Origin of the sequence: Gordonia sp. UCD-TK1, from assembly GCF_001691435.1 — a bacterium.
Classification (GTDB): Bacteria; Actinomycetota; Actinomycetes; order Mycobacteriales; family Mycobacteriaceae; genus Gordonia; species Gordonia hongkongensis.
The window spans coordinates 63,509-84,859 of sequence record NZ_LZMP01000018.1 but is presented as its reverse complement, the minus strand read 5'-3'; the positions used below and the strand labels follow the sequence as shown (position 1 = coordinate 84,859).

Genomic DNA, 21,351 nt, shown 5'->3' with positions numbered 1-21,351 from the left:
CATCGACCCATGGTCGAACGGACGATTGCCTGGCTCACCCGCGGTAACCGGCGGGTGCCCTACCGTGGAATCGAACGCAACAACAACTGGCTGCACCACCGCGCCGCCGCGATCAACCTACGCCGCCTGATCACCCTCGGACTGACTACCACCAACGGCACCTGGACACTGGCCACCGCCTGAACCGCGGCACCGCCGCCCCACCTAGATCGATCACCACGACCACACCCCGGAACCGACACATCCCCGCAGCAGGAACCTCAACCCAGGCTGGACCCTAATTCAGCAGGCTCCTAATTCCAGAGAAGCGACCCCCATTGCTCCCTGAGGTGCGAGGAGCGTTAGCGACGAGCCACGAAGGGTCCAGCTAGCGGCGACTCTTGCGCAGCAGATAGATGTCCATGATCCAGCCGATCCGGTCCCGGGCCTCGGCGCGGGCCTCGACGATCCGGTCCGTCACCTCACCGACCTTGCCGCTGATCAGGATCTCGTCCTCGGTGCCGACGTAGGCGCCCCACCAGATGTGATCGTCCGGGTCGGCCGTGTGGCGAAAGCTGAGGTCGGCGTCGAGCATCACGATCTGATTCGCGTCGGCGCCCGCGGGCGTCTCCGCGAGGCGTCGGCCCGTGGTCGTGTGGATCGGTTCGCCGACACGATTGGCGACGATGCCGTGGGCCGCCGTGAGCGCGCTCGCGCTGGTCACGCCGGGGATGACTTCGACAGCGAGTTCGAGGTCGTCGCGGGCGGCGAGATCGTCGACGATCCGCAGCGTGCTGTCGTAGAGGGCGGGATCGCCCCAGACGAGGAAGGCGGCCACTCCCCCGTCGCCGACCTCGTCGCGCAGGGCGCCGGCGATCAGCTCGGCGCGCGCGGCGTGCCAGCGCCGGACCTCGGCGTCGTAGTCGTCCGGTTCCCGGTCGCGTGGCGGATCGGGGATCTCCACCAGCGAATGCCCCTGGCGCGCATGCTCGTCGAGGATGGCGCGGCGTGCGTCGAGCAGGCCGCTCTTCGCCGTGCCCTTCTCCAACGCGAGGAAGGCATCGACGTCGGCCATCGCGTCGATCGCCTGCAGCGTGATCTGACGCGGTCCGCCGGGTCCGATCCCGATGACTCGCAACGTGAGTCGCACGGTCAGATCTTCACCTTCGGGAGTCCGTGCTTGCGCGCGGTCATGTCCAGGATCAGCTGTCGCGGCGCGAGCCGCCGGAGCAGGAAGACCACCCCCGCCTGATTACCCTTGGCGTAGAACGGCTTCGGATGCTCGGACAGGGCGGCGTCGACGATCTGGGTGGCCATGCTCGCCGCACTGATGCCCGCGTCCTCGTTGCGCCGGGTGGCGGCGGCGAGCGTCTCGTACTCGGCACGATAGGGCGAGTCGTCGCCGATGTGAATGCTGCGGCGATCACCGATACCGGTGGCGATCGTGCCGGGTTCGACGCTGATCATCCGTATCCCGTACGGCGCCAACTCGCGTCGCGACGCGAGCGCGAAGGCCTTCAGCGCCGACTTGGTCGCGGCGTAATTGGACCGGAAGGCGACCGGGAAGCTGGACAACATCGACCCGACCATCACGACCGTGCCCCGGCGCCGGAGACGCATGCCGGGTAACACCGCCTTGGTCAGCGCGATCGGCCCGAAGACGTTGACCCGGAACAGATCCTCGACGGCCGCCATCGAGGTGTCCTCGAGCGCACCGGCCTGGGACTCGCCGGCGTTGTTGATCAGGATGTCCACGTCGCCGACGAGGGCCGCGCAGGACTCGGCGGATTCGTAGTCGGCGTTGTCGAGCCGTACGTAGGTGACGCCCTGGATCGGGTTGCGTACGGAATCCGGATTGCGGGTGGTGCCGTAGACCCGGTGTCCCCTCGCGACGAACTGGCGGGCGACCTCGGCCCCGATGCCACTGGTCGCGCCGGTCACGAGGACTGTCTGTGAACTCACGACCGCAACGGTAGCGCAGCGGCCGACGGGTCAGATGAGCTTGTCGTACCGGCGGGTGAGGATGCTCAGTTCTGCTGCCACACGCTCGGTGTCGGGGCCGTAGGGGCGCCTCGGATTCCGGGTGAACCAGTCGGCAATCCGCTGGCCCGGCGTCCGCCGGCCGACGGGGGTACGTCGCGCGGTGAGACTCAGTAGGCCGACTGCGCCGGCGACCGAGGCGACGACTAGGGCGAGAACGAAGAGGAGTGTCATGGCAGTAAATCATCCGACCACATCATTTCGGCCACCAGTGGCAGTTCAGTCAATGTTCGCAAATTATCTGCCATACTGGTCAGGTGCTGCATTCGGTTGGTGTCCTCCTTTACGGACACGTCGCGCTCTTCGAATTCGGTGTCGTGCACGAGGTGTTCGGCCTCGACCGCACCGACGACGACGTCCCCGCCTTCGACTTCCGGGTCGCCACACCGGACCCCGATACCGCGCTGGCCGTCGGCAACGGGGTGTCGATCCAGGTGTCGCACACCCTGGACGAGTGCCGCGACGTCGATCTCGTCGTCATCCCCGGCGGAAGCGTCAGCGGCGACTACCCCGCCGAGATCCTGGACACCATCCGTGCGGTCGTCGACAACGGCGGACGTGTCCTCACCGTCTGCTCGGGCGCGTTCGTCGCCGGCGCGGCCGGACTCCTCGACGGCCGTCGGTGCACCACCCACTGGCGCTACGGCGACCATCTCGCGCGCATGTTCCCCCAGGCGCAGGTCGACACCGACGTCCTCTTCGTCGACGACGGACCCGTGACCACGAGCGCCGGCACAGCCGCCGGGATCGACGCCTCGCTGCACCTGGTCCGCGAATCCTGGGGACCGGCCGTCGCCAACCGCATCGCGCGGCGCATGGTCGTGCCGCCACACCGCGACGGCGGACAACGACAGTTCGTCGAGGCCCCGATGCCGGCGTGCACCGACGAGGGCTTCGGATCGCTTCTGGCCTGGATGACGGCCAACCTCGACCGCGACATCAGCATCGACGACATGGCGTCCCGAATGCACATGTCCGGACGTACCTTTGCGCGTCGCTTCGTCGACGAGGTCGGCATCTCGCCTCGCCGCTGGCTGACCGAACAGCGAGTGCTGTCGGCGAAGAACCTGCTCGAGACGACCAGCGCCAGCGTCGACGAGGTGGCACGCCAGGTCGGCTTCACGTCGGCGACGCTGCTGCGACACCATTTCGCCGCGAGTGTCGGCGTCTCGCCACTCGTCTACCGTCGGCGGTTCGCGAAATCCGGCGCGAGTTCCTAGCCGAAACCCCGCCAGACGGCACTTGCGCAGTGGAACGGCCAGACTGGTGCCCTCGGTAGGATTCGAACCTACGACCTACCCTTTAGGAGAGGGTTGCTCTATCCCCTGAGCTACGAAGGCGGACCGCGAAGAGCCCACGGTGGCGCGGCTCCCCGACAGCGGGAGTCTACGCGAGCGACCTCACCCGGCCACACCACACACCTCAGATGGTGAAGATCGTGTAGTTCGTCCCCTGGCGCCGGTTCTCGGCCCGCACCCGACCGACGAACACGACCGCGAGCGCGCCCGCCGCCAGCGCACCGACCCCGGCGATCAGCGCCGACTGCCCGGTGTTCCAGGTGAGAGCCAGTCCCGCGCCGACGATGCAACCGATCGCGCAGAGCCCGGCACACACCATGAGAATCATCATCTTCTTCATGCCGGTCACCCTGCTGGACGGCGGAACGGGTGTCATGATCAATTGTTGATCAACCAGAAGCCCGAATCGGAAACGCCTTCGAGGAGCACGGACACCCATGGACGCCGATCGCCGAGCCGTCGCGTTCAGCACGATGCCGGTCGTGACGCTGCTCGACGCCGACGGCCGGCCGGTTCCGCTACGCCCCGCCGCACATCGAGCGCTCGTCCTGCTGCTCCGGCACCGGCATACCGGCATCACCCGCAAGGACCTGGTTGCCGGGATCTGGCCCATGACCAGGCCGCAACACCCCGACGCCGCTTTACGGACCGTCCTCAGTCGCCTCCGCGAACGCCTTCCCGCGGACTGCCTGCACCAGACCGACGGTCGCATCCGCCTCGCCGGGCTGGCCGGCCCCGGTCACGTTCCGCCGCCGTTCGTCGGGCGCGACGCGGAGATCCACGAGCTCACCCGTCTGCTCGACACACACGATGCGGTGCTCGTCACCGGATCGTTCGGCGTCGGCAAATCCCGGCTCCTCGCGGAGTTCGGGGGCAGGCAGCCATGGCGCCGCGAGATCGTGACCGTACCGACGTCACTCCACGCGCTCCACGCTCGTTCCGGCGCAGATGATCCCGTCGAGGCGCTTCGGCGGGACCTGATCGCCGGGGAACAGCTGCCGACCCTCGTGATCGCCGACGACATCCACCGCGCCGACCCCACCGTCCTCGAGTTCCTGATGGCACTCACCGACCTGGGCCCGGTACGACTCCTCGCTGCCGCGCCCACCGAAGATGCCGTGCCCGGCTCGATCACGAGGCATCTGCGGACCAGCCGATGGGCGAACCTCGCGTTGGGGCCGTTGGACGGTTCGGCCGCGGCCGTCCTGGGACGCATGGTCGGCGCCCGATCGGACGTCGCGGCCGCGGCGGGGAACCCCGAGCTGATCTGCGCCCTGGCGCGCGAGAACGTGCCCGGACGCGGTGTCGTCGATGCCGTTCGACGCCGGTTGTCCGCTCTCCCCCGGGACTGCGCCGACACCCTCGCGCTCGTCGTCCTCGAAGGTCTGCTCGACTGGGAGTGCATCGCCCGTCTTGACGCACTGGACTCGATCACCCTCCTCGAGGACCACGAGTTCGTCGTCACCGATGCGACGGGCGCCCACCCGATCTCCGCGCTCGTCGCCGGCGCGGTCGAGCGGTCGGTGACGCCCGCACGCCGTCGGCGATTCGCCGAACGTCTTCATGCCGCCGCCACGACACCCGTCATGCGTGCCACCTGGGGCCTCGTCGTCGGCGAACCGGTGACCTCCGCAGACCTCCTGGCCGCCAGCGCTTTTCACCTCCGATCCGGCGATCCCGACGCGGCCGAACGATTCGCCGGCTCCGCGTGGGCGTCGGATCCGACCCCCGACACCGGGTTCACGTGGGCGCACGCACTCGCGCTCGGCACTCGGCCCGGCCACGAGATCCGGTCCCGACTCGCCGGGATACGCGCGACCTCTCCACTCGACACGCCCTCGATCGCCGTCGCCGCGGCAGTCTCGACCTTTCTGAAAGATGCCGATCCGGACGGTGCGAGACGACAACTGCGGACGATCAGCGAACAGAACCATCCGCTCGGCCAGGTGGCGGCAGCCCTGCTGGACACCTACACGGGCCGGCCCGACGCCGCGACACCCTGGCACGTACTGCAGGAGAGCGCCGACCCGGTCTCGCGCGGCGCCGCATGGGCCGCGTGGTTCCTCGCGTCCGATCTGGCCGGAGACCCGAACCTCGCCACCCGGCTGCCGGACTCCGGGCGAATCGCCGCGGAAGGGCTGGCGGACGCGCAGCTCCACGCGATGCGCGCCCGCGCCCTGCTCTCGAGCGGCGACCCGGACCCGGCGAGGCGGCAACTCGCGCTCGCCGCGTCGACGACATCACTCGGCGACCTCCGCATGCGCGCGTGGCTCGCGACCATCCGCTCCGAGCTGCACTTCGAGGACGCGGACTTCCCCGCCGCGGCGACTCAGGCCGGGCGGGCCGCCGGCCTGCTCGCCAGGAGCAGACACCGCAGCGACGAACGCATCGCCCGGCACTGGCTCGCGCTGACTCTGGCGGCTTCCGGCGCCCTCGACGATGCCGAGGTCGCGCTCGTCGATGCCGAACGGTTGCCCGCGGCCGCGGTCATCGGCGACCACCACGGTGACGCGGCCCGCGCTCTGATCGAATGGGACCGCGGCCGACCCCGAACAGCTGCCGAATGGGTCGCCACCGGTTACGACCGGGCGGCACGGCACGGGATCGCCGATCCGGTGTCGCTGTGGGTGGTCGCCGGAATGGCGGCGCCGCCGAGCCACCTCGCCGCGTTCCACACCGCCACCGCCACGCCGGCACGTGCGCGGATCGTGCGGCAGCTCCGCGATCGCAGATCCTCGGATCCCCGGGTCGCCGGCCTGACCGGTCGTGAACGCGAGGTGCTGCGGATGTACGCGAGACGACTCACCGCCGACGAGATCGCCGCTGAACTCGGGCTCGCCACCACGACGGTGCGCAACCACGTCGCCAAGAGTTTCCGCAAGCTCGGCATCGGGACCCGCCGGGACATCCCCGACGATGTGTGACGCCCGGCGTCGCATTGCGAGCGCCGGTACGATCGAACCCGAACGCGAACCGGACATTTCCGGCTGTGATCGTCACCACTGAGGACACCCCGGCGTTGAGGTTCCTGCCAGCTTGTGTCCGTACACTGCCTACCGCATACGTTCTACCGTTTCACCCGGGGAGGTCTTTTCGTTGGTGCACGCGGCATCAGGATCGGCGCGCACCGCCGACGACGACGAGACCACGGCCAACGCTGTCGAGTCGCCGGACTCCGCCACCGTGGCACCCCGTCCCGCCGATTCGGCCCCTCCCGCGCCCACGACCAAGCCCCGCGGTCGGGCGCACACCGCCGACTTCGTCCGGGTCGTCCTGTTCACCTTCGTGGTCGTCGCGCACAGCATCAACGCCATCAACGGCGGTGCCGACGAGATCAGGGGCGCGAATCTCGTCGGCACCCTGTGCCACCTGACCCGATACGGCTTCGTGGCGGTGACCCTCTACGTCCTCGTGCTGAGCATGCAGGGTCGGGAGATGTCGCCGTGGCAGTTCTGGCGGCGTCGTTTCGGGCTCGTCGTCGGGCCCTACCTGGCGTGGACGCTGATCTACACGATCACCGACCACATCATCATCGCCGACAATCCGTTCCCGCCGATCAGTGAGATGGCGCCGCGCCTCGCGCACGACCTCCTCGTCGGCGAGGGCAAGTACCAGCTGTACTTCCTGCTGATCTCGATGCAGATCTACCTGTTCTTCCCGCTGATCTCGTGGCTGTTCGAGCGGGGCCGCAGCCGACCGTGGCTGATGCTGGCCGGCGGAACCGCGATCCAACTCCTGGTGTTCGTCATCTACCAGTACCTACCCCGACCGTCGGGTCATGCGTGGGACGTCGCCTACCAGCACCTGTGGAAGACGCTGCCGATGTACGCGCTCTTCATCACCATGGGCGTGCTGGCCGCGCAGCATCGCGAGGCGGTAGACCGTTGGCTCCGTGACCACATGGCGACGGTCGTCCTGGTCGCGGCGGGCTGCGCGGCCTTCACCGTTGCCGGATACCTGCTGGCGACATCGCCGGGCAACGTGCCGTGGAAGGCCAACACGGCCTGGAACCCGGTGTCGCTCCCCTGGTTCATCGGCGGCTTCGTCCTGCTGTGGCTGATCGGCCTCGTCTGGGATGACCGACGCGCCGCCGGCCGGCCCGCCGCCGGAAAACTGGTGTCCCAGGCGACCCTGCGCGCTTTCGGGGTCTTCGCGGTCCACCCCCTGATCCTGGACGTCCTCGGACGCGTCGGATTCCTCAGCGGCCTCTTCGACTGGTTCCCGCATTCGGCGATCCTGCGCTCGATCATCTTGGTCGTGCTGGTACTGACGGCCTCGCTGGCGCTCGTCGACGTCCTCCTACGCCTACCGTTCAGCAAATGGCTCACCGCCCGGCCCCGCCTCCCCCTGTTGCCGAAGCGGAACAAGAAGAAGCAGGACCGGGCGGTGGAAGTCGGTGAGTCGGCGGGGGCTGAGAAGGAGTCCGCCGACTAGTGGTGTGTCTCAGGAGTAGGTGGCCAGTCTCCGGCGGAGCGATCGGTGTCTGGCAAGGCGGAGGAGGGAGGGATAGCATCGCTATCTCGACCGACGACAACGCAGCCAGGCGCCGATCGAACGCCGGAGACTAGCCGCCTGATTCTGAGACATACCACCGGGTGGGCTAGTTGTACTTCGGGTTGTTGATCACCGGGATCTCGATGTTGATCGGCATCCGCAGTTCGGACATGTAGAAGAGCACGAACTGGCGGAGGAACTCGTCGAACAACCAGTAGGCCTCACGCGGCATGCCGACATTGAGCAGACCCTCGCGGATCTGTACGTACGGACCCCACGCCGTCTCGAGCAGCGGGCTCCACACGGGCTCCCGCGGGATCTGATACCAGTTGGCGACCTTGTCACCGAGCACGAATCGCGTGAGCGCCCCCAGGACGCCGCGCGAGATCAGCGAGAGGTCGAGGTTCATGCCGAGGTCGAGCAGCATGTCGGCGAGCTTGCGACCCTCGGGGGTCGGCGCCAGGATCGGGTCGAGGACCTGCTGCGCCTGCGAGTCGGCGGCGGCCCAGGAGGCGGGGATGTACTCGTCCTGGACGCCCAGCAGGCGAGCGGTGATCTGCCACGAATGCAGGAATCCGGCGGATTCGTCGGCCGCGATCGGGACGTTCCACTTGTCGAAGTTGCGCATGACGGTCGTCGGCAGGCTGTGCCAGGTGACCATGATGTCGGCCTGACTGATCGGCTTCTTCTCCGTCGCGCCGTGCACCCAGTGCGGCGACTGCGGCAGGAGGTGGCGCACGCCGGCATGCGCCATGCGGGTCTTCACGCAGGTCACGATCATCTCGCCGCCGGGCTGATAGGCGTTGAGCGATCCGATGTCGTATCCGAGCTTCGCGGTCTTGGTGATGCGGTCCTTGAGGTCCCATCCGCCCTTGGAGTAGTAGACCGACCGGGCCTCGCGCGGGATGACGGTGCTCATCATGCCGCTGGCGAAGCCGTACAGGACGCCGAGGTAGGTTCCGCGCTTCTGGTTGAATCGGACCGCGTCGGCCAGCTTGGCCTGGTCGGCCCACGCGGGCAGCTGACGAGCGTGCTCCATGAAGTCGCGCAGTTCCGAGGGCAGCCCGGCGGGCAGCGGCTGCGAGTTACGATGCCACGTGCGCAGCAGGCGATTGACGTTGCGCACCTGCCCGCTGTCGATGACCTTGGCGATCACCGGGTCGGCCTCGTCGTCCCACAGCTGCCGCGGGTCCGCGCCGCGCCCACGGCCGGGCACCGAGTTCGCCGGCGACCACGTCCACGGCGTCGTCTGCGAGAGCGCCGCGACCGCACCGGCTGCGCCGACGACACCGCCCGCGCGTATCAGGTTCCGCCTGTTCAGATCTTCCATGACCCCGTCCCATCACTTCCATGTATCAATGTGACAAACAACGTATCCTTGTATCATTGTTACCACCGCGTGGTCCAGAACACACCTCTTTCGCGAATTTTGCGATCATGGAAGCTCATGCGGTCATGATGTGAGGAAGGGGGTGAGGCGAGTGACCACGCAGCCGTCCGGCGCTCCGCTGTCCAGCTCGCTTCTCCAGCGAGCGTTTCTCGAATCCGCGGCCCAGTCCGACGAGGCCGCCGATCCCACCGCCGAACGTCTGCTCGACGCGGCCTTCGAACTCTTCTGCCGGCTGGGCGTGCAACGGACGCCGATGGAGAAGGTGGCGAAGAGCGCCGGCGTCACGAGGGTCACCCTGTATCGCAAGTTCGCCACCAAGGACGCCCTGGTCGACCAGGTGGTGCTCCGCGAGTTCCGTCGGTACTTCGACCGGTTCCGCGCGGAGATCCCCCGCGCCGACACCGTGGCCGACCGCGTCGTCGTCGGGTTCGTCGGTTCGCTGCGGGCGATCTCCGGCAACCCGCTCATCGGTGAGATCAGCGACGCCGAGCCCAGCATGCTGATCGAATCGATGATCGGCGGCGACGGCATGCTGCTCGCGACGGTCCAGCACTTCGTCGCCGCCCAGCTGCGCCGGGAACAGCTGGCGGGCAACATCTCCGACGAACTCGACGTCGATCTCGTGGCCGAGATGATGGTCCGCATCTCCGCGTCGTTCCTCACCGTGCCCAGCCGCGTCGTCGACATCACCGACGACGCGCAGCTCGCCACGGTGGCGCGCCAGTTCCTCGTACCGATGCTCAATCCCGCGCAGTAAACCGCCGAACCTGTAAAGATCAGAGCGCTCACCACATCTGAGGAGACTGACGATGCGCTCTTGGTCTGTGATCATCATCCTGGCCGTCTCACAGTTCGTGATGGTGCTCGACAGCACCGTGATGAACGTGTCCATCTCGGTCGTGGCCGACGACCTCGGGACCTCGATCACCGGCATGCAGGCCGCGATCACCTTCTATGCGCTGACGATGGCCGCCTTCATGCTGACCGGAGGCAAGCTCGGCGACTTGATGGGGCGCGCAAGAGCATTCAAGATCGGTGCGGTCATCTATGGCATCGGCTCGCTGACCACGGCGCTGAGTCCCAACCTGACCGTCCTGCTCATCGGCTGGTCACTCGTCGAGGGGCTGGGCGCGGTGCTCGTCATCCCCGCGATCGCATCGCTGGCCGCCATCAACTACACGGGCAAGGCCCGGGTCACCGCATTCTCGATCCTGGGCGCGGTCACCGGGCTGGCCGCCGCCGTCGGCCCGCTGCTCGGCGGCGTGATGACCACCTATCTGTCGTGGCGCTACGTGTTCGTCGCCGAGACCGTCGTGATGGTGGCGGTCCTGTTCGCGGCCAAGCTGATTCGTGACGTACCCCGCGACCCGGAGGTACGCATCGACCCCCTCAGCGTCGTGGCATCCGCCGGCGGCCTGTCGCTGATCGTCTACGGCGTCCTGCAGTCGAAGACGTGGGGTTGGCTGAAGCCGCAGCATCCGCCGGAGATCGGCGGGGACGAGATCGCCCCGCTGGGCGTCTCCCCCGTGGCATACCTGTTGCTCGCCGGGGTCGTCGTGCTCTGGTTGTTCGTCCTGCGGCAGCGCACCCTGGCGACGTCCGGCCGCCAACCGCTGCTGCGTGTCGAACTCTTCCGCATCGCTGCTCTCCGAAGCGGACTCGGCGGATTCCTCGCCCAGTACTTCGCGATCGCCGCCCTCTTCTTCGTGGTCCCCGTGTACCTGCAGACAATGCTCGGACGCGACGCACTGCAGACCGGGGTGAAGATCCTGCCGCTCTCGGTCGGGCTCGTCCTGTTCTCGATCCTCGGATCCTGGCTCACCGCACGGCGTTCCGCACGGTTCATCGCCCGCGGCGGACAGATCACGATGGCTCTGGGAACACTCCTCGTCATCGCCTCGGTGGGAATCGATCTGCGCAACGCCGCCTTCGCCGCGGGCATGTTCGTGGTCGGCGCCGGCTTCGGTCTGCTCGCTTCACAACTCGGCAACGTCAACATGTCCGCCGTCGAGGAGAAGGACACCTCGGAGGTCGGCGGCCTGCAGGGCACCTTCCAGAACCTGGGGTCGTCGTTCGGCACCGCGGTCGCGGGATCGGTCTTCCTGCTCATGCTGTCGTCGGGCTTCGTGTCGGCGGTCAACGACGCCGAGAACCTCTCTCCCATCGACCAGCAACGCATCGTCGCCGCCGTCGACGACCAGGGAGTGCCGATCATCTCCGCCGACGAGGCGCGCACCCTCGTCCTCGAAGCGGGCGGCTCTGAGGAGTCCGCACAGGCGGTGTCACAGGCCTATTCGGATTCGCAGATCGCGGCCCTGCAGCAGTCGCTGTTCGTCGTCTTCGGCCTGCTCGTGCTGGCGTTGCTGTTCTCGCGGCACCTGCCCAACCGGATACCGGAACCCGGTCCGGCGCTGGAACGGCAGTCTGCCGAGCCCGAGCCGAAATCCGGCTCCTAGTCGATCTTCTTCCTGATCGTCGCTTCCGTGTGCCGCACCGCCTGAGCGGCGAACGGACCCACGACCTTGCCGAGGAGCTTGCCCGCCGTACCGCCGGGGAGGTTGTAATTGATCTCGACGTCGAGTTCGGTGCCCGATCCACCGTCCGCGTCGGCGAACCGCCACGTCGTGTTCGCGTCGAAACCCTCGACGGCCTTCAACTCGATGAGCTCGTTCTCGACGTACTCGGTGCACTCGACCACCGACTTCAGTGTCTTCGGCCCGACGTCCATCGAGACCGCGAACTTCGCGCCGAGTCCGCTGGTCTTCTCCGTCGTCGGCTCGAACCGGGTGACTCCGAGCAGGTACTCCGGGACGTTCTGGTAACCGTCGATGTAGTCGAAGACCCGCTCGCGCGGCCTGTCGATCTTCGCCTGATGCCGTACCACTCCCACGATTCTCCCCGTTCGTCTCGTCCGGCCGACCATGCCGGTGCGGCCCTCCGCCTCGACCCTATGCGGTTACGGCCGCTGTCCTGAACATTCGACCCAGTTCGCGTCGCGAACGGCCACTCGGTCAGTACGCTTGGCCGATGACGGCCGGGTCCGGAGTCTCTCGAGTGGTACGTGTCCTCGTCGTCGCGACGGCCACCACCTTCCTCGCGACTGCCTGCGGCTCGGATCCAGCCGAGCCGGAAGCGAGTCCGGTCACCTGCGCCGAGATCCCCAACGGCGAGATGATCGACGCCCAGACGATGACGGCCGCACCCACCGACATCGCCACCAGACCGGAAGTCGCGTCCGGCTTCCGAACAGGGATGAGACCGGTCGTCACCGACACCTACGCAGCGGCAACCGCCAATCCGCTCGCGACCCGCGCGGCCTGCGAGGTGCTGCGCGACGGCGGGACGGCCGCCGACGCCCTGGTCACCGCGCAGATGGTGCTGGGACTCGTCGAGCCGCAGTCCTCCGGGATCGGCGGAGGCGCCTTCGCGCTCTACTACGACGCGGGGTCGAAGAGCGTGCGGGCCTTCGACGGTCGCGAGACGGCGCCGGCGGCGGCCACCGAGACCTACCTGACCCGGATCGCCCCCGACGATCCCACCCCACCCGTGCCGAGTGCCCGCGCCTCGGGACGGTCCATCGGCGTGCCGGGCGTGCTGCGCATGCTCGAGATGGTCCATGACGACTTCGGCGGACAACCGTGGCGAGATCTGTTCGATCCGGCGATCGAATTGGCCGACAACGGGTTCGACATCAGCCCGCGGTTGGCGACCGCGATCGCCGCGTCGGCGGCCGAACTCGGCGCCGACGACGAGGCCCGCTCCTACTTCCTCGGGAGTGACGGCGCCGCGAAGCCGGCCGGCGCCCGGCTCGTCAACCCCGCGTACGCCAAGACGCTCGGCACCCTCGCCGCCGACAGCGCGGGCGCGATGTACGACGGGCCGCTCGCCCGAGCCATCGTCGCCGAGGCCGGCAGCACCGCGGGCGGCATGACACCGAGCCTGATGACCGAGCAGGATCTACGCGACTACCGTGCCATCGCCCGGGAGCCGGTGGTCACCACCTATCGGGGGCGACAGATCGTGGCCATGCCCGGACCGTCGTCCGGCGGGATCGCCGTCGCGTCGGCGCTGGGCATCCTGGCGAACTTCGATCTGCCGTCGATGCCGCCGTCCGATCTCGACGCCGACGGCGGGCGTCCCGACCCAGCCGCCGTGCACCTCGTCACCGAGGCCGAACGCCTCGCCTACGCCGATCGCGACAAGTATGTGGCCGACCCGGACTTCGTCCCGCTGCCCGGGCGCGGGGTCGCGACCATCCTCGATCCGGCCTATCTGCGGTCCCGGGCAGCGCTCATCTCACCCGACTCCTCGCTCGGCGAGGCGCCGGCGGGTGACCTCGGACCGGTGCCCCTGGGGTCGCACCCGGGCACCGAACACGGAACCAGTCACATCACCGTCGCCGACCGGTACGGCAACGTCGGCACGATGACGACGACCATCGAATCCGCCTTCGGCAGTTACCACATGGTCGACGGGTTCCTACTCAACAACGAGTTGACCGACTTCTCCGCCGAACCCCGCGACGACGACGGGACGCTGCTCGCCAACCGGGTCTCGCCGGGCAAGCGGCCGCGCTCGTCGATGGCGCCCACACTCGTTCTGCAGCCCGGCGCCGACGGAGCGCCGGCCGAGGTGGTCGCGGCCCTGGGTTCCCCCGGCGGGTCGGTGATCATCCAGTTCGTCGTCAAGACGATCGTCGGGATGCTGGACTGGGGCCTCGATCCCCAGCAGGCCGTGTCGATGATCGACTTCGGCTCGGCCAACACCCCGACCTCCAACGTCGGCGGCGAACACCCGCTCGTCGACACCACGGACGACGGCGCACACGATCCGTTGGTCCGCGGCCTCCGGGAACGCGGAGCCGAGGTGTCGGTCGAGGAACAGTCGAGCGGGCTCAGCGCACTGCTGCGACACGGCGGCGGCTGGATCGGCGGCGCCGATCCGCGCCGCGAGGGCGCGGTGATGGGCGACAACGCGACGCTGCGGTAGACCGTCGCGCCACGGGTTCTCGAAAACGGCGTTGCCCCGATCGGTTCCGAGGGGCACTAGTTTTCCTCGGCGTCACACAGGGGCAATCGGGCGCATACACCCAGCTCATAGCGTCGAAGCGCTCGCAATTGCGACAAACGGCGTAGCGACGTCGTCGTGCGCCCCCGCGCACAGGGGGGCCCAGACCATCCAGGAGTATCCATGAGTGGCAGCATGTCCCGCCGACAGGCGATCGAGGCCGTGACGACCTACGACGTGTCGGCGCCGGGGTTCACCGAACCCCTCGCAGACACGTTCGGGCGCAATGTGTTCAGCCTGTCGGTCATGAAGAAGCGGCTGCCCAAGCACGTCTTCAAAGCGGTCGCCGCGACCGTCGACACCGGCTGCGCGCTCGACCCCACCCTCGCCGATTACGTCGCGGTGGCCATGAAGGACTGGGCCATCGAGAAGGGCGCCACCCACTACGCCCACGTCTTCTACCCGCTCACCGGTTTCACGGCCGAGAAACACGACTCGTTCCTCGAACCCGACTCCACCGGTGCATCGCTCGCCGAGTTCGCGGGCAAGACGCTGCTGCAGGGCGAGCCCGACGCGTCGAGCTTCCCCAACGGCGGTCTGCGCGGCACCTTCGAAGCCCGCGGCTACACGGGCTGGGACGTCACCAGCCCGGCGTACATCCTGGAGAACCCGAACGGCAACACCCTCTGCATCCCGACGATCTTCATCTCGTGGACCGGCGAGGCCCTCGACAAGAAGACCCCGCTCCTGCGCAGCCAACAGGCCATGAGCAAGCAGGCCATGCGGTTGCTCCGCCTCTTCGGCCACGACGATGTCGACACCGTCGTCTCCTACGCCGGCGCCGAGCAGGAGTACTTCCTGATCGACGAGCACTTCTTCTATGCGCGACCAGATCTCATGACCTGCAACCGAACCCTGTTCGGCGCACCGCCGTCGAAGGGCCAGGAGTTCGACGACCACTACTTCGGTGCCATCCCGGAACGCGTGCTGTCGTTCATGATCGAACTCGACCGCGAGCTGTTCAAACAGGGAATCCCGGCGAAGACCCGGCACAACGAGGTCGCGCCCGGCCAGTTCGAGATCGCACCGGTCTTCGAGCGGTCGGTCCTCGCCCACGACCATCAGCAGCTGATGATGACCACGATGAAGGCCGTCGCCGAGAAGTACGGCATGAAATGCCTGCTGCACGAGAAGCCGTTCTCCGGCGTCAACGGTTCGGGCAAGCACGTCAACTTCTCGCTCGGCAACGCCAATCAGGGCAACCTGCTCAATCCCGGCGACACCCCGCACGAGAACATGCAGTTCCTGACCTTCTGCGGCGCGATCATCCGCTCGGTGCACCTCTACGGCGGGCTCCTGCGTGCGGCGGTCGCGTCGGCGTCGAACGATCATCGTCTCGGCGCCAATGAGGCTCCGCCGGCGATCATCTCGATCTTCCTCGGCGACCAGCTGATGGACGTCTTCGAGCAGATCGCCAAGGGCGGCGCCACCGGTTCGAAGGCCGCGGGGGTCATCGAACTCGGGGTCGACACCCTGCCGCCCCTCAAAGCCGATCCGGGAGATCGCAACCGCACCAGCCCTTTTGCGTTCACCGGCAACCGGTTCGAGTATCGCGCACCGGGTTCCAATCAGTCGATCTCCGATCCCATGGTCGCCATCAACACGATCCTCGCCGACTCCATCGACTTCATCGCCTCGGACCTCGAGAAGCTCCTCGCCGACGGTCTCGAACTCGCGGACGCCGTCCAGAAGGTGTTGCAGGAGATCGTCAATGCCCACGGCTCGGTCATCTTCAACGGCAACGGCTACTCCGACGAATGGCAGGAAGAGGCCGCCGCCCGCGGACTGAAGAACCTGCGGACGACGGTCGACGCGGTGACGGAGTACACCTCGCCGGAGGTCGTCGAGATCTTCGAGAAGTACGGCGTGCTGTCGGCCCGCGAGCTCGAGGCCCGCGAGGACGTCATCTTCGAGTACTACGCGCTCACCCTCCTCGTCGAGGCCAAGGAGACCGCGGAGATCGCCAAGACGATGATCATGCCGGCCGCGATCCGGTACCAGGGTGAGCTCGCCGGGACGGCGGCGTCGCTCAAGATGGCCGGAATCGAGGCTCCCACACCGCTGCTCGAGGAACTGACCGGACTGATCAGCACGTTGCACGACGGGTTGACGGCCCTTGATGCCGGTATCGCCGGCATGCACGGCGAGTCCACCTTCGAGGAGTCGAAGTACGCGCTGGAGAAACTGGTCCCGGCCATGGCCGCGGTCCGCGAGGTCGCCGACACCCTCGAGTCCATCGTCGCCGACGATCTGTGGCCGCTGCCGACCTACAACGAGATGCTCACGATTCTCTGATCCCGCATCGTCGACACGCCCCTTGCGCATCGCGCAGGGGGCGTGTTGTTGCGCGCCTGGAGTTGTGTGGCGTGACGCCCATCCGCGCACCCGCATTAGCATCTCTACCCTCCCGTGAGGGTAGAGTTGGTCCGTCCTGCGGGGCGGCGTCGGCCGTCGGAATCGCCCGACGCCCGCGAGGGTGGGTGACCCCCTCCGCGACAGACGTTTCCGTTACCTCACGAAAGTCGAGACGCCGATGACGGCCGAGGTGCTGACTCCTGCCCGACAACAGTCGGTGCTGGCGACCCTGCGCTCCCCGCGGCGCCTGCGTACCGAGGTCCTCGCCGGTCTCGTGGTCGCGCTCGCGCTCATCCCCGAGGCCATCTCGTTCTCGATCATCGCCGGGGTCGACCCGCGGGTGGGCCTGTTCGCCTCGTTCACGATGGCGGTGACGATCGCCATCGTCGGCGGCCGTCCGGCGATGATCTCCGCCGCCACCGGGGCGGTGGCGCTGGTGGTGGCGCCCCTGGTCGCCAGTCACGGCCTGGATCACCTGATCGCCGCGGTGCTCCTCGCCGGGGTCATCCAGATCGTCCTCGGCGCAGTGGGTGTCGCCCGTCTGATGCGGTTCATCCCGCGCAGCGTGATGGTCGGATTCGTCAACGCACTGGCCATCCTCATCTTCACGGCTCAACTCCCCCACCTGCTGGGGGTGCCGTGGCTGGTCTATCCCCTCGTCGCGGCGGGGCTTGCGATCATCGTCGGTCTGCCGCGGCTCACCACGGCGATCCCATCACCACTCGTCGCGATCGTGCTGCTCACTGCGGTCACACTCGCGGTCGGGTTCTCCGTCCCCGACGTCGGCGACGAGGGCGACCTGCCCGACAGTCTGCCCAGCCTGTTCATCCCCGACGTTCCGTCGACCTGGGACACGTTGACGGTCATCGCGCCCTACGCCTTCACCATGGCACTCGTCGGCCTCCTCGAATCGCTGATGACCGCCAAGCTCGTCGACGACCTCACGGACACCCACTCCGACAAGACGCGTGAAGCCACCGGTCAGGGCATCGCCAACATCGTGACCGGTCTCTTCGGCGGCATGGGCGGATGCGCGATGATCGGCCAGACCATGATCAACGTCAAGGAGTCCCGGGCCCGCACCCGCATCTCGACGTTTCTGGCCGGACTCTTCCTGCTCATCCTGGTCGTCGGGCTGGGTGACATCGTCGCGCTGATCCCGATGGCCGCGCTCGTCGCCGTCATGATCATGGTGTCGGTCGGCACCCTGGATTGGCACAGCGTCAACCCGAAGACCTTGCGGCGCATGCCGAAGAGCGAGATGGCCGTGATGCTCGCGACCGTCGTCGTCACCGTGGCCACCCACAATCTCGCGTACGGGGTGATCGTGGGCGTCCTGACGGCGATGGTCCTGTTCGCGCGCCGGGTCGCCCACTTCACGGAGGTGGTCGATGTCGCCGATCCCGAACCCGGAACCCGCGTCTACGCGGTGCGGGGCGAGTTGTTCTTCGCGTCCAGCAACGACCTCGTGTACCAGTTCGACTATGTCGGCGACCCGGACGACGTCGTCATCGACATGAGCGGCGCACACATCTGGGACGCGTCGACGGTCGCTACGCTCGATGCCGTCACCACCAAGTACGCAGCCAAGGGCAAGACGGCCACCATCGTCGGCCTCGACGACCACAGCGCCGAACGTCATCGACGTCTCAGCGGGCAGCTCGGCGGCGAGGGCTGACCGGGCAGAGAGGACAGGTCGTGACCGACGACGGGACCGACACCGCCGAGCACCTGCAGATCGGCGCGGTGGCAACGGAAACCGGGTTGTCCATCAAGACGATCCGCCACTACGACGAGGTCGGTCTGGTCGTCCCGTCCGCTCGCTCGGCCGGGGGCTTCCGGCTGTACACCCGGGCCGACATCGATCGGCTGTTCGTGATCCGGCGGATGAAGCCTCTCGGTTTCACCCTCGACGACATGCGCGCGCTCCTGCACGCCGAGAGTGTCCTCGACGACTCCGACGCGGCGCCGGCGGACCGACGGGCGGCACTCGAGGAGGTCGCGGAGTTCCGGCAGCGCGCACGACTGGCGTGCGAGAAGCTCGAGCGGCAACTCGAGTATGCGCACGAACTCACCGCTCAGCTGTCGGATCGACTGACCGACCCGGCGTGATACGGCCGGGCACGTGGGCCCTACCCCAGCGGCCACCGGGTGCCGGTGCGGGCCTCGGCCTCGGTCCAGAGTCGACCGGCCAGCTCGTAGTCGCACGCCGTGAGCGATCGGCCCGACAGCACCGGTCGGCCGCGCAGTCCCCACGGTCCGTCGACCCCTACGTAGCTGCCCGGCGGGATCGGCTCGGTCAGGCAGTGCAGGGTGGGTGCCGCGCCGGCGTCGAGATCGTTGCCGACGACACCCGCCAGGCCCTGCGCCGCGCGGTGCAGGACGCCCAGGCCCGGCTTGTTCGAGATGTTCGACGCGGCCCAGCCGGGATCGGTGAGCATCGAGGTCACCGGCGACCCGACGTCGCGCAACCGTCGGTCGAGTTCGAGACCCCACAGCATCACCGCGAGTTTCGACCCGGTGTAGGCCCGCGGCGACGACCATCGGGCGCGTCGGAGGTCCAGGTCAGCGGGGTCGATGCGGGCGCGGCGATGCCCCTCCGAACCCACGGACACGATCTGCCGCCTGATGCGCGGCAGGAGCAGATTGGTGAGGGCGAACGGCCCGAGGAAATTGGTGCCCATCCCGAGTTCGAATCCGTCCCGCGTCGTCCGATGCTGATGCGGGAACATGCCGGCGTTGTTGACCAGCACATCGATCGGGCCGTCGAGTTCCTCGACGAAGGTGCGCACCGAGGCGAGGTCGGCGAGATCGAGCCGGATCACCTCGCAGTCACCGCCGAATTCCCGTGCGCGCCGGGCGCCGAGATCGGTGTCGCGGACGGCCAGGACCACCTGCACACCGGCCCGGGCGAGCGCGCGGGCGGTGGCCATCCCGATACCGTTCGTCGCACCGGTGACGACGACCCGCGAGCCGGTCAGGTCGGACAGGGACTTCGACGATGAGGGCATGGGCGCCACGGTACCCACCGGCCGGCCGGGCGGGGTGGCACTCGGCCGGGGTGAGACTCGGGTGCGCAGCGACTCTCACCGGACTCGCAGGGACAGTGCCACGACGAGACGCGTCGCCGGGTCGTCGAGATCCATCCCCGTCAGGGTCTGCACTCGACGGATGCGGTAGCGCAAGGTGTTCGGATGGACGTGCAGCGCCGCCGCTGCCGCGCGGACGTCACCGAAATGGTCGAGGTAGGCGCGCAACGACGCGGTGAACTCGCTGCCGCTGCGAGCGTCGAGATCCGCGAGCCCGGCGACCCGACTGTCGACGAGATCGGGGTTCTCCGAGAGCAATCCGATGATCTCGGCGAGCAGCACCCCGGTTCGGGATCGCTCGACGGTGGTGACGTTGTCGATCAGGTCGGCGTCGCGACCTGCGGCGTCGAGGACACGATCGATCGCAGAGCGCAGATCGTTTGCGGCGGCGATGGTGTCGGGGCCGGCGACGACTGCGCGTGCCGACACGGCGAACTGGCGGTCGGCGGCGTCGACGGAGATCCGCGCCCACGTGACGGCGTCGTCGAGCGGGACGCCGGGGAGCACGACGTACGCGCGGTCACCGATCGTGACCGTGACCGACAGCGGACTGAAAGCGCTGGCGTGCAGCATGAGTGCCGAGACCTGCCCGGCGCGGATGCCGTCGGGGGCCGTGAACCCCACGACCGTCACCGTGGCGGTCGGCGCGATGCCGAGCTGGGCGGCGAGGTGGTCTGTGTCGACCGGGACTCCGCCGACACCGAGGAGTCGCCGGACCCGCTGATCGTGGTCGGAGCCTGCCGAACGCCGTCGCGAGATCACCCGGGCCGCAACGGCTGCGGCGCCGACGAGTACCTCGTCGGTGTCGCGGGCCGGCGGGCGCGACCCCTCCTGCAGCCAGACGACCCCCAGCAGGACGTCGGAGCGATCGCCGTGTGCGCCCGAGGCCGGACGGATGGCGACCGCGCGGCGCGGCCGAAGTCCGAGATCGGTGCGTGCCTCGACCATCACGACGCCGGACGACTTCCGGACCGCGTCCATCACGCCCCACTCGCGCAACCAGGCCAGCATCTCCGGCGGCCCCTCGCGGCCCAGGATCGACAGTCTGCGCAACTCGTCGGCCTCCTCACCGGCCGAGCTGTAGGCCAGGACGTGCGCGTGCTCGTCCTCGATGCTGACCAGACCACCGGTCCGGCGGGCGACCTCCCCGGCGAGCTCGAACAGGTCGCCGGTGCTTCCCGACTCCATGGACTCGCCGCTCCCGACCGCGCCGCGTGCCGCGTCGAGCACCCGGGTCACGAGGTTGTAGATGCGTTCCCAGCGGGCGTGCGGATCGATGGCGATGACCGCGATGCCCAGTCGATCGGCGAGACCGACCAGGGTCTGTGCGGGATTCTTGGCCAGTACGGCGACCGGGCGGTGCGCGCCGAGGCCGCCGAGCCACTCCACGACGACGTCGTCGCCGAGCCCGACCAGGAGAAACAGGTCGGCCGATCGGGCGGCATGCCCGAGCCCGTAGTGCACGTCGTCGGCGTCGACCATCGCCACCGTCGACACCGGCGCGTCGAGACCGCGTGGCGACGAGACCAGGGTCGCGACGGTCTGATCGAGGGCGAGGACCAACCGCCCGAGCGCGATACCCGCCGACTTGTCCATACGGACAAGACTACGAGACCCATCTCGGCCGATCGGCCATATC

Annotated in this window: 18 protein-coding genes and 1 tRNA gene; 10 read left to right on the top strand and 9 right to left on the bottom strand. The window is 68.2% G+C overall.

All coding sequences use genetic code 11. From position 1 onward, the window contains the following. On the top strand, positions 1-183 hold a 183-nt coding region (locus tag A9310_RS25185; RefSeq protein ID WP_175401127.1), incomplete at its 5' end, for a transposase. A 184-nt stretch (positions 184-367) separates the two neighbouring features. On the opposite strand, the gene cobF is transcribed toward A9310_RS25185, so the two are convergent. From cobF to A9310_RS12045, 3 genes are read right to left on the bottom strand one after another with little or no spacing between them, the layout of a single operon-like run. Further along, positions 368-1,129 carry a precorrin-6A synthase (deacetylating) gene (cobF, locus tag A9310_RS12055; RefSeq protein ID WP_065630813.1) on the bottom strand — a complete coding sequence of 254 codons (762 nt, stop codon included), beginning with the start codon at positions 1,127-1,129 and terminating at the stop codon, positions 368-370. 2 nt (positions 1,130-1,131) lie between these two features. Then, positions 1,132-1,941, bottom strand: a complete 810-nt coding sequence (locus A9310_RS12050; protein WP_065630812.1) for an SDR family oxidoreductase — start codon at positions 1,939-1,941, stop codon at positions 1,132-1,134. A 30-nt stretch (positions 1,942-1,971) separates the two neighbouring features. After that, a complete protein-coding gene (locus tag A9310_RS12045) occupies positions 1,972-2,193 on the bottom strand; it encodes a hypothetical protein (protein ID WP_065630811.1) in 222 nt (73 codons plus the stop codon). An 83-nt stretch (positions 2,194-2,276) separates the two neighbouring features. Here A9310_RS12045 and A9310_RS12040 point away from each other — a divergent pair, with 83 nt between their 5' ends. Continuing rightward, a complete protein-coding gene (locus A9310_RS12040) occupies positions 2,277-3,239 on the top strand; it encodes a GlxA family transcriptional regulator (RefSeq protein WP_065630810.1) in 963 nt (320 codons plus the stop codon). Positions 3,240-3,283: 44 nt separating this feature from the next. Here A9310_RS12040 and A9310_RS12035 read toward each other — a convergent pair. Together A9310_RS12035 and A9310_RS12030 are read right to left on the bottom strand one after the other, a co-directional pair. Then, positions 3,284-3,359 (bottom strand) — tRNA-Arg (locus tag A9310_RS12035). Between the two features lie 82 nt (positions 3,360-3,441). Continuing rightward, positions 3,442-3,693, bottom strand: a complete 252-nt coding sequence (locus tag A9310_RS12030) for a hypothetical protein (RefSeq protein WP_139104601.1) — start codon at positions 3,691-3,693, stop codon at positions 3,442-3,444. Positions 3,694-3,754: 61 nt separating this feature from the next. Here A9310_RS12030 and A9310_RS12025 point away from each other — a divergent pair, with 61 nt between their 5' ends. After that, positions 3,755-6,241, top strand: a complete 2,487-nt coding sequence (locus A9310_RS12025) for a LuxR C-terminal-related transcriptional regulator (protein WP_065630808.1) — start codon at positions 3,755-3,757, stop codon at positions 6,239-6,241. 175 nt (positions 6,242-6,416) lie between these two features. Further along, complete coding sequence (locus A9310_RS12020) at positions 6,417-7,751, top strand: acyltransferase (protein WP_065630807.1); 1,335 nt, start codon at positions 6,417-6,419, stop codon at positions 7,749-7,751. Between the two features lie 166 nt (positions 7,752-7,917). Here the strand turns inward: A9310_RS12020 and A9310_RS12015 are convergent, their stop codons facing one another. After that, entirely contained in the window at positions 7,918-9,141 is a 1,224-nt protein-coding gene (locus tag A9310_RS12015; RefSeq protein ID WP_058251559.1) for an oxygenase MpaB family protein, read from the bottom strand. A gap of 151 nt (positions 9,142-9,292) precedes the next feature. Between A9310_RS12015 and A9310_RS12010 the strand changes: the two genes are divergently transcribed. Together A9310_RS12010 and A9310_RS12005 are read left to right on the top strand one after the other, a co-directional pair. After that, entirely contained in the window at positions 9,293-9,958 is a 666-nt protein-coding gene (locus tag A9310_RS12010) for a TetR/AcrR family transcriptional regulator (RefSeq protein ID WP_065630806.1), read from the top strand. Positions 9,959-10,010: 52 nt separating this feature from the next. After that, a complete protein-coding gene (locus tag A9310_RS12005) occupies positions 10,011-11,657 on the top strand; it encodes an MFS transporter (protein WP_065630805.1) in 1,647 nt (548 codons plus the stop codon). Here A9310_RS12005 and A9310_RS12000 read toward each other — a convergent pair. Further along, positions 11,654-12,091, bottom strand: coding sequence for an SRPBCC family protein (locus A9310_RS12000; RefSeq protein ID WP_065630804.1), 438 nt, complete (start codon positions 12,089-12,091; stop codon positions 11,654-11,656). The two genes, A9310_RS12005 and A9310_RS12000, sit on opposite strands and share 4 nt — an antisense overlap. Before the next feature lie 137 nt (positions 12,092-12,228). Here A9310_RS12000 and A9310_RS11995 point away from each other — a divergent pair, with 137 nt between their 5' ends. From A9310_RS11995 to A9310_RS11980, 4 genes are all read left to right on the top strand, one after another. After that, positions 12,229-14,190, top strand: coding sequence for a gamma-glutamyltransferase family protein (locus A9310_RS11995; RefSeq protein ID WP_139104600.1), 1,962 nt, complete (start codon positions 12,229-12,231; stop codon positions 14,188-14,190). Between the two features lie 201 nt (positions 14,191-14,391). Then, positions 14,392-16,563, top strand: a complete 2,172-nt coding sequence (locus tag A9310_RS11990; RefSeq protein WP_058251564.1) for a glutamine synthetase III — start codon at positions 14,392-14,394, stop codon at positions 16,561-16,563. Between the two features lie 238 nt (positions 16,564-16,801). Next, entirely contained in the window at positions 16,802-18,301 is a 1,500-nt protein-coding gene (locus tag A9310_RS11985; protein WP_065630823.1) for a SulP family inorganic anion transporter, read from the top strand. Between the two features lie 20 nt (positions 18,302-18,321). Next, a complete protein-coding gene (locus A9310_RS11980) occupies positions 18,322-18,735 on the top strand; it encodes a MerR family transcriptional regulator (RefSeq protein ID WP_065630802.1) in 414 nt (137 codons plus the stop codon). 20 nt (positions 18,736-18,755) lie between these two features. On the opposite strand, the gene A9310_RS11975 is transcribed toward A9310_RS11980, so the two are convergent. Together A9310_RS11975 and A9310_RS11970 are read right to left on the bottom strand one after the other, a co-directional pair. Further along, positions 18,756-19,634 carry an SDR family NAD(P)-dependent oxidoreductase gene (locus A9310_RS11975; protein WP_175401126.1) on the bottom strand — a complete coding sequence of 293 codons (879 nt, stop codon included), beginning with the start codon at positions 19,632-19,634 and terminating at the stop codon, positions 18,756-18,758. Between the two features lie 75 nt (positions 19,635-19,709). Further along, positions 19,710-21,308 carry a CdaR family transcriptional regulator gene (locus A9310_RS11970; RefSeq protein WP_065630800.1) on the bottom strand — a complete coding sequence of 533 codons (1,599 nt, stop codon included), beginning with the start codon at positions 21,306-21,308 and terminating at the stop codon, positions 19,710-19,712. Positions 21,309-21,351: the final 43 nt, after the last annotated feature.